Below are 16,456 nucleotides of genomic sequence, written 5' to 3'. Positions count from 1 at the left end.
CCCCCGATTTTGCATTTGCGTCCCACTCTCATTCCAGCTCACTTGTCTGAGGATTATTGAGGAATGGCGGAATTCCAAGGATTCGGAGTTCTTGTCAGTGGGACGGAAATGCAATTTCGCCGGTATTGCACTTGCGTCCCGAATTCGAGTGGGACGGAAATGCAGAATCATTGATTTTGCACTTGCGTCCCAATCCTGAGCCACCAATCCTGAGCTGCTATGGAGCCGTATCGAGGCCTCTGCGGCTCCTGATCATGCGGCGCCACGGGCACTTGACGGTCGTTGGCGGAAGAACACGTCATGTGTTCGGATCTTTGGGTATTCGGCGGGGTGGAGGTTTCGGTGCGGCATGCTGGCGAGCCCACTGGTTTTGACCGCACGCCTGCGTAGGTTGGTGGTATGAGTGAAACGCCTGATATCAATGACGCAATCAAAGATTTTCCGCGCCGCAAGGCCCGTACGCTGCGGTTCTCCTGCGGCGCCCCCCGTTCCGCACGCGTGATCGGCGACGGCTCGCGCGCCTTGTTCCTGCGCTCGGACGGCCCCGAGGATCTGGTCACCGCACTGTGGATGAGCTGGTTCGACGCCGCCGGCGAGCATCACGAGACCAAGCTCGCCGACCCGCGCGACCTGCTGGGCGCGGTCGCCGACAGCGAGGACGTGCCGGCCGAGGAGCGGGCCCGCCGCGAACGCGCCCGTGAGGGCGGCACCGGCATCGTCGGCTACTCGGTCTCCGACGCCGGCAATCGCGTGGCCTTCACCATCAACGGCCGTCTCTATCTGACCGAGATCGGCGAGCAGGCCACGGACGGCGCGCCCGTCGCCCGAACCCGCGAACTGGCCGGCGCCTGGCTGGACGAGGACCCGCAGATGTACGCGCCGGTGCTCAATCCGCGCATCTCCCCTGACGGCACGCATGTGCTGTACACCACCGGCTCCTACCTCATGCTGGTGGATATCGGCGATTGGCCTGACGACGCGGCGGATGCCGACGATGTCATCGTCGAGGAGCCGGCAGGCGAGGTGGCCGACGGCGTGGAGGTCGAATCGGATGCCGTCGAGGAGGCGCTGAGCGAGGGCCTGTACGGCGAGGATGACGAGGATGCCGACGTCGCCATTGACGCGGCGGATGACGACGCTGTGGCGCTCGACGACCGCATCACCGCGATCTATGGCGTCTCCGTGGAGGACGAGGACGGCAATCCGGCCGAAAACACCTGGAAGATCGGCCTTGCGGAGTTCGTGGCCGGCGAGGAGATGGACCGTTACGACGGTTTCTGGTGGTCCCCGGATTCCCAGCATGTGCTGTTCGAGTCGTTCGACACCGCCGACGAGCCGATCTGGTACATCAGCGATCCGGCCGATCCGGAACAGCCGGCCGTCGGCCGTCGCTACCCGCGTGCGCTGACCCGCAACGCCGACGTCTACCTCACCGTCATCGCGCTCGCGTTCGACGAGGATGACCGGTACGTCGGCATCACCGCCAACGCGGATGTGGAATGGGACCGCGAGGCTTACGAATACGTGGGCGCCGTGAGCTGGAGCCGCGGCCATGACCCGCTCGTGCTGGTGCAGAACCGCCGTCAGACCCGCGATCAGGTGTTGGAGGTGGCCGTTGCCGCCGCCGAAGCCGACGATTTCGCCGCCGCCGATGATTCCGTGGAGTCCGCTGAGTCGGCTGATTCCGCCGATTCCGTCGCCGATCAGCCAGCGGCATGGCCAGCGCTCGGCGCGACCCGCGTGCTGGAGGAACACGCCAACGACCAGTGGATCGATCTGGTCGCCGGCACCCCCGCCTTCACGCCGGACGGTCGCTTGGTCTGCGCGCTCAACGACATGGAGGCCGACACCAACCGTCTGACCGTGGACGGCCGCCCGTTCACCCCCGCCGGCTGGAACGTGCGCTCGGTGCTGCATGTGGATAACGCCGGCGTCGTCGCCGTGGTGCAGCGCGAACCCGATCTTGCCGGGCCGATGCCGGACGTCTGGCAGGCGCGCGGCGGTGAGCATGATGCCCGCAGCTTCGACGTGGTGCTCTTCGACTTCGACGACGCCGTGCCGCCTACCCCGTACACCACGCGCCCCGGCGTGTGGACCGCTTCGTGGGGCTCGCGAGGCGTGGTGCTTTCCGGCCGGGATATGGACCACATCCGTGCGCAGATGACGCACAGCGTCGGCGACGGCCTGTCCGCCGACATCGCCAATGACGCCGACACCCCCGGTTTCACGCCGAACGTGCACTTCACGCGCCTCGGCGAGCACCGCCTGTACACGGCAATCGTCGCGCCGAGCCCGTCCAGCCCGTACGCGCATGCCGAGAAACTGCCGGTGCTGATGAAGCCGTACGGCGGCCCCGGTTTCCAGCAGGTGGTGGATTCCCAGTCGTACTACTACGAGAGCCAGTGGTGGGCCGATCAGGGCTTCCTCGTGGTCACCGCGGACGGCCGCGGCACCACCGGTCGCGGCCCGGTCTGGGATCGCGCGATCTTCGAGGACATGAAGGATGTGACGCTGGCCGATCAGGTGGAGGCCGTGCAGGCGCTGCCGGATGCCGTCAAGGCGCTCAACGAGGCGGCCGATTCCGGTGATGCGGCGACCTCGACCATCCCCGCCCCAGATCTCGACAAGGTGTGCATGATCGGCTGGTCGTACGGCGGATTCCTCTCCGCACTCGCCGTGCTTGACGCGCCGGACGTGTTCAAGGCCGCGTGCGCCGGCGCCCCGCCCACCGACTGGACGCTGTACGACACCCACTACACCGAGCGGTATCTGGGCCTCGACCCCGAGGTGTACCGCCGCAACGGCATCATCCAGGACGCGCCGAAACTCAGCCGTCCCTTGATGCTCATCCACGGGTTCGCGGACGACAACGTGACCATCGCCCACAGCCTGCGCCTCTCCCAGGCGCTCATGGCCGCGGGCAGGCCCCACACCTACCTGCCGCTCACGGGCATCACCCACATGACCAACGACGAGACCGTGGCCGAGAACCTGCTCACCCTCCAGCGCGACTTCCTTAAGGACGCCTTGGCGTAGGCCGTCGCGGACGGGATGCCGTGGGACGGCCGCGACGATACACCATCGCGCGGCCTGCCCAATAATCCCCGTCATCCCGTCGTCTGCCCTAAGATGGGTGGCATGCAGGTGACGATGATCGACGAATCGAAATACGCCGAAACCATGACGAATCTGGTGCTGCCCGCCCTGGCCCAATGCCGGGAGGAAGGGTGGTTCGACCCGTCGTCGGCCGAGCGCGCGGCCGGTCTGGAGCCGTTGGCCGGCGAGGCCATCGGCGGCGGGCATCCCGGCCAGCTGCACTATCTGTGCTACGACGCCGCCAAGTTCGACGCGATTCGCGAGCAAGGGGCGACCGCCACCTTCCGCGGAGCCATCGTCATCAGCCACGGATTCACCGAGTTCGCCGACAAATACAACGAACTCATCTGGTACTTCCTGCTCGCCGGCTATTCGGTGTGCGTGCTGGACCATCGGGGCCACGGCAAGTCCGCCCGCAACGTGGACAACCACTGCATGGTGTGGATCGATGATTGGCGCCGGTATGTGGTCGATCTCGCCGCCTTCTCCCAGACTATCGGCCAGCAGTACGCGGCGGGTCTGCCGATTAATCTGTTCTGCCATTCGATGGGCGGCGGCATCGGGGCCGCGGTGCTCGAGCAGTATCCCACGCTGTTCGACAAGGCCGTGCTTTCCGCGCCGATGATCGCCCCCGCGACCGGTATGCCGCTGCCTGTGGCCCGCGTGCTGGTCAGCGCGCTATGCGGGCTTGGATTCGGCAGGAAGCGCGTATTCGGACAGAGCGACTTCACCCCCGAATTCTCGATGAAGGGCAACGAGGGCGCCTCCGAAGCCCGCGAACGCTGGTATTTCAAGCTGCGCTGCGACAATCCGGAATACCAGACGTATTGCGCGTCGTTCGAGTGGGTGCGTCAGGCGCTCAAGCTTAGCCGGGCGCTGCTCAGCCCCTCGGCATGCGCCGAAGTGGAGACGCCGGTACTGCTGTTCCAGGCGGGGAGGGACATCTGGGTGCTCAACAAGCCGCAGAACCGGTTCATCGATCTCATCAAGGACGGCGGCGACGAGGCGACCCTGGTCCGGTTCCCCGAATCGCGCCACGAGATCTTCTCGATGCCCAACAGCACCTACAAGCCCTATCTGGAGCGGATTCTCGCCTTCTTCGACGACCCGATGATCGCCAGCGCCTCGTACTGATATCGGAGGCGATGCGGCGGACGCTGTTGGGCCATAGCGGTTCCCCTCCTTGAATGGAGCCGTTTGAGTTTCGGGTTTCTCGCGTCCTTCCTGGCTAGCGGCTCCCTCCTTGAGGGGAGCCGTCGCCGCAAGCGACTGAGGGGAGAGGTAGCGAGCAAAGGAGTCAATATAGCCGTCATCGGCCCCGACTCAACTACGTAGCCGAGTGTTGCTCTTCACCTAGAGTTCACTTTGCATCCATCTTTCGGTCCAACGCATTTCAGTCGGCGGGAGAACAATGGAAGTATGGGCATCATGTCTTCTCTTCGCCGTCGCGCAGTTGCGGTCGCCGCTGTGATCGCTGCCGCCTCGTTTGCGCTTGCCGGTTGCTCTACTCAGCAGAACGAAACCAATGGTAACGGTGCCTCCGACACCAACACACAGACGTTCACCCCGGCGGATGGCAAGCCCACCGCCACCCTCTCCGTGGCCTCCGGCTCCGAGAACAAAGAGGTCGCCGCGGCGATCCAGAAGGCCGCCGACCAGTCCAAGGTGGCCATCACCATGCACTACATGGGCTCGCTCGAAATCATGAACGCGCTCAAGAAGGGTGGCGAGAACTTCGACGCCGTCTGGCCCGCCTCCTCGATGTGGATCTCGATGGGAGACACCAAGCACATCGTCAAGGATGCCACCAGCACCTCGACCACCCCGATCGTGTTCGGCATTGCCAAGTCCAAGGCCGTCGAACTCGGCTGGGCGGACGCCAACGGCACCACCAAGCCCGTGAAGACCACGGACATCATCGACGCCGTCAAATCCGGCAAACTCAAGTTCTCGATGACCTCCGCCACCCAGTCGAACTCCGGCGCCTCCGCATACCTCGCCTTCATGACCGCCCTGCGCGGCGGCGAGGGCCCGCTCACCGACGCCGACCTCGCCAACCAGACCCTGAAGGACCAGGTCAAGACGCTGCTGACGGGCGTGGACCGCTCCTCCGGCTCCTCGGATTGGCTCAAGGATATGGTCGTGGCCAACCCGGACCGCTTCGATTCGATGGTCAACTACGAGTCGCTGGTCATCCAGGCGAACAAGACCCTCGAGAAGAACGGCCATGACCCGCTGCTCGCCGTCTACCCGGCCGACGGCATCGCCATCTCCGACTCGCCGCTCGGCTACGTGGACCGCGGACAGAACCTCAAGTCCGCCTTCGACTCCTTCGCCAAGGCGCTCGCCGCCAAGGACTCCAAGCTGGAGTTCGAGCGCGCCGGCCGCCGCACCGGTCTCGGCGGCGTGCTCGCGTACGCCTTGGACAGCAAGGTCAAGGAATCCTTCCGCGCCGATTGGGGCATCAACACCGACGGCTCGGCCCTGAAGACCATCGCCCTGCCCGCCGCGTCCGTGATCAACAGCGCGCTCAACGTCTACCAGACCGCGCTGCGCAAACCCAGCTGGACCGTGTGGGTGGTGGACTACTCCGGTTCCATGTACGGCGAAGGCAAGGACGGCGTGATCAAAGGCCTCAACGCCGCGCTCGACCCGGCCCAGGCCAAGGCCTCGTACATCGAGCCCGGGGACGACGACGTGAACATCCTCATCCCCTTCGAATCCGAGGCGCACAGCCCGATCAAGGCCAACGGCCAGAACACCGGCAAACTGCTGAACGAGGCGCAGAGCACCGAAGCATCGGGCGGCACGGACATCTATCTCGGTCTTGAATCGGCCCTCGAACAGTTGCCGGATGAGTCGGAGGCCGCCAAGTACACCACGGCCATCGTGCTCATGACCGATGGCCGTTCGGAGACCGGCAGCCGTTCCCGCTTTGAAAGCGACTACAAGAACGACAATCTGGACCTGCCGATCTTCTCGATCATGTTCGGCGACGCCGATCCGAGCCAGCTCAAGGAACTTGCCACGCTCAGCAATGCGAAGGTGTTCGACGGCCGGTCCGGTGATCTGGCCTCCGTGTTCCGTCAGGTCAAGGGCTTCAACTGATGGGGCAAGCGATGGGCCGTTCGGCGGGACGGTCGCTTGACGGACCGGCCCACCCGCTGATGGGTCGCACGACAGAGGGGAGATAAGCATGCTGCAGGTGATATGCGGATTCGTGGCCGGACTGCTGTTCGCCGGATTGGGCTTCTGGCTCGCCGGCGGCGGCGTGGTGGGCCTCGTGGTGGCCGTGGTGCTCGCCGCGCTCGGATACGTGGCGGCCTCCACCCTGACCGAGCCTGAGCGCCGCATCGGCAAGATGCTCGCCTCCGCCCTGCCCAACGGCCAGAAGGCGGCGGACGCCATCGACGCGGCCAACGCGCGGCTCAACAACATCAACATGCTGACCCGTCAGGTGCGCGACCCTGTGGTGCACAAGGAAGCCAACGACTTCGTGGTGGCCACTCAGGATCTCGTCAAATACGTGACCCGTGACCCCTCCGCCTACCAGACGCTGCGCCATTACATCACCGTGTACGGCGAGCAGACCGAGAAGCTGCTGCGCTCGTACGTGGACGTTGAGAGCTCGGGCGCGCACGACCAGATCGCCAAGGCGCGTCAGGAGACCATCGAGGCGTTGCAGGTGCTCGAACAGACCGCGGCCGGCGAGCTGAGCCGGGCCGTGAGCTCCAAGACGCTCGGCATCGCCGCGGATTCCGACGCCATCCAGCGGCTCGCGCGCATGGACGGGTACGACACGGATACGGCCGTCGCCGAGAAAGCTGCATCGGCTGCATCGGCTGCATCGGCTGAAGCGTCCAAGGAGCCCAGGGAAGGGGCACAATGAAACTCTCCAAATCGAAGATCATCGGACTGATCGCGCTCTTGGCGGTCGTGGCCGTGGTGGGCGGCACGCTGGTGTGGCGGCAGGCACAGCCCAAGCCGGCGGCTCCCGTCGAGCAGGTGAAGATCACCGGATACCTCGGCGGCGAGAAGATCGGCCTGTTCGACGACCCGAAGTTCCAGGAGGCCGCCGCCAAGCAGGGCATCGACATCGACTACCGCAAGGCCGGTTCGCTGGCCATGATGGACGCCGACCGTTCCGGCATGGACTACCTGTTCCCCTCCTCGCGCGCGGCCGTCGAATACGGCAACGCCAAGGGCGTCAAGGCCGAGCAAAGCGACATCGCCTTCAACTCGCCGATCGTGCTCTACTCGCATAAGGCCGTGGTGGACGGGCTCGTCTCCGGCGGGCTCATCACCAAGGACGGTTCCGGCGCGTACCACATGGACATGGCCAAGGCCGTCGAGGCCATGAAGAGCAACAAGACATGGGCCGATGTCGGCTATCAGGCCGGCTACGGACAGTTCCGCATCGACTCCACCGACCCGGTCCAGTCGAACTCCGGCAACGAATACGCGGCGCTCATCGCCACCGTGCTCAACGGCGGACAGCCGGCCACGGTCGATTCCGTGACCCGCGACAGCGCCACCATCGCCGACATCTTCGCCAAATCAGGCTGGATGGAGACCTCCTCCGAGGACTCGTTCAACCAGTTCCTCACCTTGGGCGTCGGCTCCAAGCCGATGATGGTGGGCTATGAATCGCAGATTCTGGATCTGGCCGTGAACCAGCCGGACGCCTTCAAACAGATCAAGGACGACGTGGTCATCGTCTACCCGACGCCGACCGTCTGGAGCACGCACACGCTCATGGCGCTGGACGACAAGGGTGTGAAACTGCTCAACCTGCTCAAGACGCCCGAAATCCAGAAGCTGGCGTGGGAGCGTCACGGATTCCGCGCCGCCAACTTCGCAGGCACCGACTCGATCAGCCGTTTCGGCGTGAACGGCACGCTCGACCAGATTCCGGCCGTTTCCGAACTGCCTAACAATGACGCCATGCAGAAGCTCATCACCACACTCCAAGGCGTCCAAGCCAAGCAATAACAACAAGAAAGAAATCCAATCATGGCCAATCAAATCACCCTCGCGGACCTCGCCAAGGGCAACTCGCCCGTCACCAACCCGATGCTCGCCACCCAGTCAACTGGCGGCGATCTCGTGCCCAGCCCCTCCGAGGCGCAGGCCGTCGCCGCCCTGACCCCGGACCAGCAGATTGCCAAACTGCCGGCCGCGGACCAGCAGACGGTCAACCAGCTGGCCGGTCAGATCGACTTCACCCGCGACGGCATCGAATCCAGCTACGGCAAGGACGCCCAGCGCGCCACCTCCACGTTCGCGGACGAGATCCTCTCCGACACCCGGTCCAAGGACACCGGCGAGGCCGGCGAGCTGCTCAACACCATGCTCGTGACCATCGATGAGGCTGAGCTCGGCGGCTTCCGCAAGATCCCGATCATCGGACAGGTCGCCGTCTCCATCGACAAGTTGCGCCGCCGCTACCAGAAGGTCGACTCGCAGATCGACGAGATCATCACCAAGCTCGAGCGCGCGCAGGCCAAGCTGGTGGCCGACATCTCGATGTATGACACGATGTACGCCCAAAACGCGCAGCAGTACCGCGAGCTCAAGATCACCGTGCTGGCCGGCAAGAAGGCGCTCGCCGACTTCCGCGCCAACCAACTGCCGGCACTCGAGGCCGAGGCGGCCAAGAGCGGCGACCCGATGCAGGCCCAGCTGCTCAAGGACTTCAAGTCCAAGCTCGACCGCTTCGAGAAGCGTCTGGACGACCTCGACCGCATCTCCGTGGTGACGTTGCAGACCGCCCCGCAGATCAAGATCATCCAGAACGCGGACCAGACCATCGTGGACAAGATCGACACCACCATCTCCACCACCATCCCGGTGTGGAAGAGCCAGATGGTGATCGCGCTCGGTCTGTCCAACCAGCGCAAGGCCCTCGACCTGCAGAACAAGGCCGACGACGTGACCAACAAGTTGCTGCAGAAGAACGCCGCCGCTCTGCACAAGGGCGCCGTGGACGCCGAGAAGGCCAACCAGCGTTCCGTGGTGGAGATCGACACTTTGGAGAAGATCAACTCCGAGCTCATCGCCACCCTCAAGGAGACCGTGCAGATTCAGCGGGAAGGCAAGGCCAACCGCGAGGCCGCCCAGGTCAAGATGCGCCAGATCGAATCCGACCTCAAGCGCGCCCTGCTGGAGAACGCCCAGCAGATGTGACCTGATTCACGCGGGGCCCGTTTATGACTTCATGCATGACGGGACTGAGGGTGACAGGATCGGTGACGGAGCCGGGTTGACGGAGCCGGTCGCGATATCGAAATGCCGGACAAGGGCGATGCCTGCGTCCGGCATTTCGGCGTCTTGGAGCATGTAGAGTGGCCCCGGAACCGAGAATTGGGGAGGTGCGGCGCATGGCGAACGATGGCAGCGGGCAGAAAGGCTCATCGACGGCGGCTTCGGCTGGGACTTCGGCTCCGGCCACGACTCCAACCACGACTTCGGCCGCATCGGGCGGCCATGTGGTCTCCGCGCGCGCCACGACGATTGGGCTTATGGCCATCCTGCTGTGGAGCTTCATGGCCGGCACGGTGCGCATCGTGGCCGAGGACTTCGGCGCCACGCTCGGGTCCGCGCTGATTTACACCGTCGGCGGCATCCTGCTCCTGATCTTCCGCAGGCCCGCGCCGATCCGGCAGTTCCCGAAGAAGTACCTCATCGTCGGCGGACTGCTGTTCATCTTCTATGAATCGTCGATCTCCCTCTCGCTGGGGCTGGCTTCGACGGCCGCATCGTCGGTGGAGGTCAGTCTGGTCAACTACCTGTGGCCGACGATGATGGTGCTGCTTGCCGCCGGGGTCTCCCACCGCCGCCATACGGTGCTCAAGGTGTTGCCCGGTGCGGTGGTGGCCACGGTGGGCGTGGCGCTCGCCGTCGGCGGCAATTCCGGGCTTGACTGGCATCTGGCCGCCACGCACATCGCGGCCAACCCGCTGCCGTATGCGTTGGCGTTCATGGGAGCGTTCGCGTGGTCCATCTACGCCGTGTTCACGCCGGCCATGGCGCATGGCGTGGACGGTACATCCCTGTTCTTCCCCTGCGTGGCTGTGGCGCTGTGGATCATCCATTTCGCGTCCGGGCAGGGCATGCCGGCCACGACTCCGGGGCCTGTGGCCTGGCTGTTCGTGCTGCTGGCTGCCTGCGCGATCGGCGGCGGATACGCGTGCTGGGGGTACGGCATCCTGCACGGTTCGATGGAGCGGCTGGCCATCGCCTCCTACGCCACGCCGGTGCTGTCCACCGCGGCCAGCGCGGTGCTGTTGGGGCTGGCGTTGTCGCTGCCGTTCTGGTGCGGTGCGCTGCTGGTGGCCGCCGGCTCGGTGCTCAACTATCTCGTGAGCGCCCGCAAATAGGCCCCACGCTCGACGCAGCTACTTGATGTTTCCCGTGAAACAGGCCTGAGGGTAGTCGTTGTATCACCGCTGACCTTGCAGCGATGCGCCGGCCGGTGTTGCGACGGCCCTATTTCCCGCGTCGCTCGGACGGCCGACGCAATGGGTCCAGCAACGTATTCGGGTCGGAGATGCCCAGCATGCTGCGGCCGCCGGTCGAATCGGGGTGGCGGGCCAGAATCGCCAATGAAATCGCGCCCGGAATCATGATGATCGCCGCCATCGCGGCCAGTCCCCAGCTCACGAACGCGCCGAGGCATATCAGAATGACCGCCACGGCAACCACCGTGCCGATGATCGTCAGCCGTGCCCGGGCGGGGCTGGACTCCTTGGTCCATGTGCCCGTACGGGGCTTATCGGCCGTCGTGCGCCTATCGGCTTCCATATCGTGTCTCTGTGCGCCGCCTGCGTTCGTCCCGCGCCCGTTGCTGCCATGCGTATTGCTCATAGTCTCCAGCATATTCCCGTGGAAAGTCATGTGTCTGGAGCCGCGAGGCGTAGTAACGTTGGCCGCATGAGCGAGAACGTGAGCAACGCAGAGGCCAGCACCCAGACCGCATACTTCGCCGGCGGCTGTTTCTGGGGTCTTGAACGGTACTTCCAGAACATCGACGGCGTTACCGACACCACGGTCGGCTACGCGCAGTCGACCGTCGAGAACCCCACCTATGAGCAGGTCTGCTCCGGGGCGACTGATGCGGCCGAAACGGTGAAGGTCACGTTCGACCCGTCTCGGGTGAGTCTGCGTACGCTGACGCTGCTGTTCCTCGAGGTCATCGACCCGTTCTCCGTGGATCGTCAGGGCGCGGACGCCGGCCGTCAGTACCGTACCGGCCTGTTCTACACGGACGGCGCCGCTGGCGAGGCGCAGAAGGCCGTGTATATCGCGGCGCTTGAGCAGCTGGTGGATCGCCAGCCGCAGCGCCCGGCCGTGTTGGTCGAGCCGCTACGCAACTTCTACCCGGCCGAGGCATACCATCAGGATTATCTGGTCAACAACCCCGGCGGTTACTGCCATGTGCCGTTTGCGGCCATCGCCAACGTGAAGCGTCGCCAGAAGTATGTCGAGAAGATCTGGGATCTGACGCTTGAACAGTTCGCGGTCACACAGAACGCGGCCACCGAGCGCCCGTTCGTCAACGAGTACGACCACGAGTTCGAGCCGGGCATCTATGTGGATATCGTCAGCGGGGAACCGCTGTTTTCCTCGCGTGACAAGTTCGATTCCGGCTGCGGCTGGCCGGCGTTCTCACGGCCGTTGAGCGCCTCGCTGCTCACCGAGCATGAAGACCATCGCATTCCGGGCCGCGACCGCATCGAGGTGCGTACGTCCGAGACGCAGATTCATCTGGGCCATGTGTTCGAGGACGGCCCGGCCGATCGCGGTGGCCTGCGCTACTGCATGAACTCCGCCGCGCTGCGGTTCGTGCCGCGCTCGCGAATGGAGGCTGAAGGCTACGCCGCTTGGATTCCGGTCGTGGACGGTGAGGCTGGTGCTGTAGATGGCGGTGCTGCTGTGGAGGGCGGTGCCAAGTCGTGAGCATGGAGAACGGCACAGCCCCGATTGCCGATTCGGCCGGTTCGTCGGAGGCCCCGCGGTCGCAGAGGAAGCCGGCGAAGCGCGAGGATGAGCGTACGGTGGCGGGCGGGCATCGCATGATGCGTCGCGCCGACCGTGAGGTGACCGATCCGGAGCAGATTGCGGGGATCATCGCCGCATGCGACATCGTCGAGGTGGCGTATGCGGATGCCGAGGGTCTGACCATCGTGCCGCTCAATTTCGGATTCGACTACGAATGGGACGATGGCGGGGACCGGTCCAGCAGGGATGCCCGGCAAGCTCACGCTGTGGTTCCATTCGGCTCCGCGCGGCCGCAAGCTGGACGCGATTCATGCCGCTGTGGATGGGCGTTTGCCGGTCGCCTTCACCATGCAGACCGATTGCGAGGTGGTAGCTGGGCGCACCGCGTGCAATTGGGGTGAGGCATTCAAGTCGATTGTCGGCAACGGTGTGGCGACGCTGGTCGAGGATTTGGACGAATGCCGTCACGGCCTGCAGGCGCTGATGGCCCAGCAGGCGCACATGCCGCATGTAGAATTCACCGACGCGCAGGTGCGTAGCGTCACCGTCTGGAAGATCGAAGCCACCTATCTTACCGCCAAGGTGCGCACCAAGCCCGCGCCCGTACACGAGCATCGGCACGCGGGACAGTCCGCGCAGCCGTATGCTTGGTAGGTGTCGGCCGCGTTTGTACAGTATTTCAGCCACGATGATGATTTGGTCGGTGTTCCGTCCGTTTTCGGTCAGGAAAGGCCTACTCCTGACCATAAACGGACGCCGTGTGGCTCTTGAACGTCCGGTTGTGGTCGGAAGAGCGTCACTAATGACCGCAACCGGACGCTTGGCGGCCTTCTTTGCGCCGCGGAAATGGAATTCCGTCGGTCGCGAGGCCGCCTCACCCCGCCAGATGCCGGTATAGCTCCGGGTCAAGTGGCCGCGCGAGCCTCAACGTGGACAGCGTGACGTTCACCGTGCCGGTTCCGTCCGCGTTTGGCTTGGTGGTCAGACGTGGATTGTCGAATGCGGAGACATGACCCACGTAGTAGTACTTGCCGTCCTTCGCCTCCGCCTTGCGCATGACGAACAGCGGCACGAAATGCGTACTCTCCCATTCCATGGCGTCACCAGCGCCTTCGCGCACCCAGCGGAACTCCGGTGACTGCGGGGTACGCCCGTTCTTGCTGAAGTACTTCATCTCCTGGGCATTGAGGAATTCATCCTCGTACTGACTGGCAGCGTATTTCACGAAGATCGGCATGGTGCCGGTCTCCTTGTCCAGCAGATAGCCGCCGACGTTCTGCGGTGTGTTCTCCTTCCTCCACCCGCACAGCCGCATCACGTCAGCCAATGAATACTTGCGTTCGTAGAGGAACGCATGGTCGAACGAACGCTGCTTGTCCTGCGCCTCGCGGAACAGGTCGCGGCAGTTGACGAGCCCGACCCGCACGGTATCCGCAAGGAACACCCGGAAGGTGCGGTTTGCCGCCAACATGGCGGAGAACCGGTCGCTCAGCCGATATCGGCGTTCCCCGGAGCCATCTGTGGAAGCCGATTCCTCGATCAACGGCAGATTCCCGAAACGCTTTCGATTCGGATCGGTGAAGTACGAGTAATCCAGCACACGCAATGCGGAGTCGAACTGCGCATCGGACAGGTCAGCCTGCGGGAAGCCGCGCTGAATGGCGGCCATCAGCTCGTTCCTGCTCATCGGTTCCGATGCTTTCCAGACGGCTGTGGTACCGGAGACGTCACCGATAGAGGGCCCATCGACCCCGGTCTGCTCATCCGCAAACTGGCACAACTGCGACAGTACCACCAGCTCATGCGGCCTCAGGCCCGGCAGCAGCAGTTCCGTCGCCATCTTCAGCACCGCGTCTTCGATATCGGACACCGGCTCCAACTGGTCCAGGAAACTGCCCTTCTCCGACTGCCCGCCGCGCTTGCGCCCGCTGAAGCTTTTCTCGCGCGATCGCACGAAGTCCAGATAATTGCTGCGTTTCGACGCCAACGTGAACGGCAGGGACGGGTCGAAGCGATAGACGTCCATCAGCATGGGGATGCGTCCGAGCTCGTACCTCATCTGCCGGTACTGTTCGGACAGCCTCTTCATGTCGGACCAATCGGCCGTATCCAACGACCGCAGCACCCGCTCCTTGGCGATGGGGTCGAAGCTGATGGACGACAGTCCGATGGACCGGCGCTGCAGATTTTTCCGCGCGATGTCACGATCGCCGGTATTGCCGTACAGCGCAACGGGGATGAGGAAGTTGTTGGCGTAGTTGCCGATGAAATCGATGACCACAACGCTGTCCTTGTGCGGGAACTTGCGCAGGCCACGGCCAAGCTGTTGGGTGAAGACGATGCTTGATTGCGTGCTGCGGAGCATGACCACCTGATTCAGCGCGGGGATATCGATGCCCTCGTTGAACATGTCCACGGTGAATAGGTAGTCGAGCTCGCCGGATTTCAACTGGCGTACGTATTCCTTACGCTGCTCTGGCGAGATGGTACGGCCATCCGCATCCTTGCTGGTCACGGCTGCCGTCCGATAGAGGCGTTCATCCTGCTGATTCCACTGCTCGTTGAACAGGCGGGAGAGTTCGTGCGCCTCCTCCTGCCGGCTGCAGAACACCAGCCCGGTGACCGGAATGTTGTACTGTCCGTATTCCTGCAACTTGTCGATGATGTAGCGCACACGTTCTTTGGTGGCGAGCTGGCTGATCTCGTACTTCAACTGGGCCGCGTCCTCGGCAGTGGTCGTGCCGTTGGCGACTTGAATACGGTGGCTCTCCTGGTCTGCGTCCGCGTCCGAACCGAGATATTCCGCGACGCCATAGTAGTGGAACGGGCAGAGTATGTCTTCGTCCAAGGCCCGTTGCAGGCGGATCTCATAGGCGATGTTATGGCCGAAAAGCTCGAAGATGTTGATGCCGTCGGTGCGTTCCGGCGTGGCCGTCATGCCCAGCATGAAATCGGCGTCCTTGAAATGGTCGATGACCTTCTGATAGCCGTCGGCGCCGGCGTGATGCACCTCATCGACCAGAATGTAATCGAATTCGTCCGAAGCGAACTGGGCCAGCACCTGAGGCTGACGCATTGTCTGTACGGTGGCGAATACATAACGACGATCATGCTGTTTGCTGGTGCCGGTGTACAGGCCCAACTCCTCTTCGGAACAACCGAGAACCTTGCGGTACGATTCCATCGCCCTGGTGAGGATCTGCTGTTGCTGGGCGATATACAGCATGCGCCTGGGACGGTAGTCGCGGACATCGAATGCGGAGAGGTAGGTCTTGCCCGTACCGGTGGCCGAAACGATGATTGCGCGGTGCTCACCTTGTTTGCGCAAGGCCTTGAGGTTGGCCAGGGCCTCCCGCTGCATCGCATTGGGCTGGATGTCACGGCGGCGCTCAAGGGACTCCAGAATCGTGCGGCGTGGGGGAGCGTATCGCTTGAAATCCTCCTCGTATTGGCGTATCCATTCCTCGGTGAGCGGCACCGAGTCGCGTACCTGCGAGTCGATCTCCTGACGGAACTGGTCCACCAAGGTGCCGTCGGCCAAGGAGGAGACCTTGAGATTCCATTCGCGCTGCCGGCTCAAGGCGAATGTGGTGAGGTTCGAGCTTCCGACGTAGAGATCGTAATATGGGCGTCCGTCCTGCATATGGCGGGCGAACACGTACCCCTTGGGATGGAACGGCTGGCCTTGTGGGTTGCCGGCGGTGAGCCGGCTGGGTGTGCCGGAATCACCAGATTCGTCGGAGTCGTTATGTTCGACCCAGATGCGTACGTCGATATCGGCCGTGCGGCCTAGGTGCAGCAGTTCCCAAAAAGCCTTCGGATCGTTGAAATGATTCTTGGTGGAGGTAATGATGCGGCTGGGCGTGGCGTTGCGTGAGGGAGCGCCGTGCGATTGCGGCTGAGCGGCATTGGCTGAGGCGGTGGTTCGGGCGTTGGAGTTGACCCGATGACTGCGGAAGTCCTCGAACAGGCTGAGGATTGCCTCCGACGATACAAAGGCAACGGACATGTCAAAAGAATCGCTGGTGGCGAGCTCGCGTCTCAATTCGCCGTCCATGGTCAACCCATCCGGCCTGTTGGAGATGAGCGCCGGCGCATATGCACCGGGAGCGTCTTTGCGTGATTCGATCAGACCGGACGCCACGTCTTCGAGGATGGACTGTGTGCCGGAATCGTATGATGCATCGTGCGCGGGGCCATCGGCGACGGCTGACGTGCAAGGCATAGGGATTGGGGATGCCGGAGAAGCCGGGAAGGCCGATGCTGCTATGGCTTGGGTGCTGGACGGTTCCATGTCTCATCGCTTTCGAACGTGCGGGGAATGTAATCGGCTGGTCAGCCTTGGTCGTACGGAGTCAGT

10 protein-coding genes and 1 pseudogene are annotated in these 16,456 nt (G+C 63.7%); 9 read left to right on the top strand and 2 right to left on the bottom strand.

Translation table 11 applies throughout. The annotated features are described in order from the left end of the window. Positions 1–399: 399 nt before the first annotated feature. From BG22_RS08090 to yddG, 7 genes are all read left to right on the top strand, one after another. Positions 400–3,036 carry a prolyl oligopeptidase family serine peptidase gene (locus tag BG22_RS08090; RefSeq protein WP_140494717.1) on the top strand — a complete coding sequence of 879 codons (2,637 nt, stop codon included), beginning with the start codon at positions 400–402 and terminating at the stop codon, positions 3,034–3,036. A 102-nt stretch (positions 3,037–3,138) separates the two neighbouring features. After that, positions 3,139–4,230: an alpha/beta fold hydrolase gene (locus BG22_RS08085; protein WP_140494715.1), complete on the top strand. Its 1,092-nt coding sequence runs from the start codon at positions 3,139–3,141 to the stop codon at positions 4,228–4,230. 285 nt (positions 4,231–4,515) lie between these two features. Then, positions 4,516–6,204, top strand: coding sequence for a VWA domain-containing protein (locus tag BG22_RS08080; RefSeq protein ID WP_140494714.1), 1,689 nt, complete (start codon positions 4,516–4,518; stop codon positions 6,202–6,204). Positions 6,205–6,292: 88 nt separating this feature from the next. After that, the gene (locus BG22_RS08075; protein ID WP_140494712.1) at positions 6,293–6,985 is read left to right on the top strand and encodes a 5-bromo-4-chloroindolyl phosphate hydrolysis family protein; all 693 of its coding nucleotides are present in this window, start codon (positions 6,293–6,295) and stop codon (positions 6,983–6,985) included. Next, complete coding sequence (locus BG22_RS08070) at positions 6,982–8,088, top strand: substrate-binding domain-containing protein (RefSeq protein WP_140494710.1); 1,107 nt, start codon at positions 6,982–6,984, stop codon at positions 8,086–8,088. The genes BG22_RS08075 and BG22_RS08070 overlap by 4 nt, the downstream gene beginning before the upstream one ends. Positions 8,089–8,109: 21 nt before the next feature. Next, positions 8,110–9,282: a toxic anion resistance protein gene (locus BG22_RS08065; RefSeq protein ID WP_258186283.1), complete on the top strand. Its 1,173-nt coding sequence runs from the start codon at positions 8,110–8,112 to the stop codon at positions 9,280–9,282. 194 nt (positions 9,283–9,476) lie between these two features. After that, on the top strand, positions 9,477–10,475 hold the full coding sequence (gene yddG / locus BG22_RS08060) for an aromatic amino acid DMT transporter YddG (RefSeq protein WP_140494708.1): 999 nt from the start codon (positions 9,477–9,479) through the stop codon (positions 10,473–10,475). Between the two features lie 109 nt (positions 10,476–10,584). Here yddG and BG22_RS11210 read toward each other — a convergent pair whose 3' ends face one another. Next, a complete protein-coding gene (locus tag BG22_RS11210) occupies positions 10,585–10,962 on the bottom strand; it encodes a hypothetical protein (protein ID WP_258186282.1) in 378 nt (125 codons plus the stop codon). A gap of 66 nt (positions 10,963–11,028) precedes the next feature. Here BG22_RS11210 and msrB point away from each other — a divergent pair, with 66 nt between their 5' ends. Both msrB and BG22_RS11355 read left to right on the top strand, forming a co-directional pair. After that, positions 11,029–12,054, top strand: coding sequence for a peptide-methionine (R)-S-oxide reductase MsrB (gene msrB, locus BG22_RS08050; RefSeq protein WP_140494705.1), 1,026 nt, complete (start codon positions 11,029–11,031; stop codon positions 12,052–12,054). A 2-nt stretch (positions 12,055–12,056) separates the two neighbouring features. Then, positions 12,057–12,750 (top strand): annotated as a pseudogene (locus tag BG22_RS11355) (pyridoxamine 5'-phosphate oxidase family protein). Between the two features lie 220 nt (positions 12,751–12,970). Here the strand turns inward: BG22_RS11355 and BG22_RS08040 are convergent. Next, positions 12,971–16,321 (bottom strand): DUF3427 domain-containing protein, encoded by a 3,351-nt coding sequence (locus BG22_RS08040; RefSeq protein WP_140494703.1) that lies wholly within the window; start codon positions 16,319–16,321, stop codon positions 12,971–12,973. Positions 16,322–16,456: the final 135 nt, after the last annotated feature.

Origin of the sequence: Bifidobacterium sp. UTBIF-78, from assembly GCF_006408945.1 — a bacterium.
Lineage (GTDB): Bacteria > Actinomycetota > Actinomycetes > Actinomycetales > Bifidobacteriaceae > Bifidobacterium > Bifidobacterium myosotis.
Note: the sequence above shows the minus strand (reverse complement) of the source record. Positions and strands in the feature narration are given on the sequence as shown.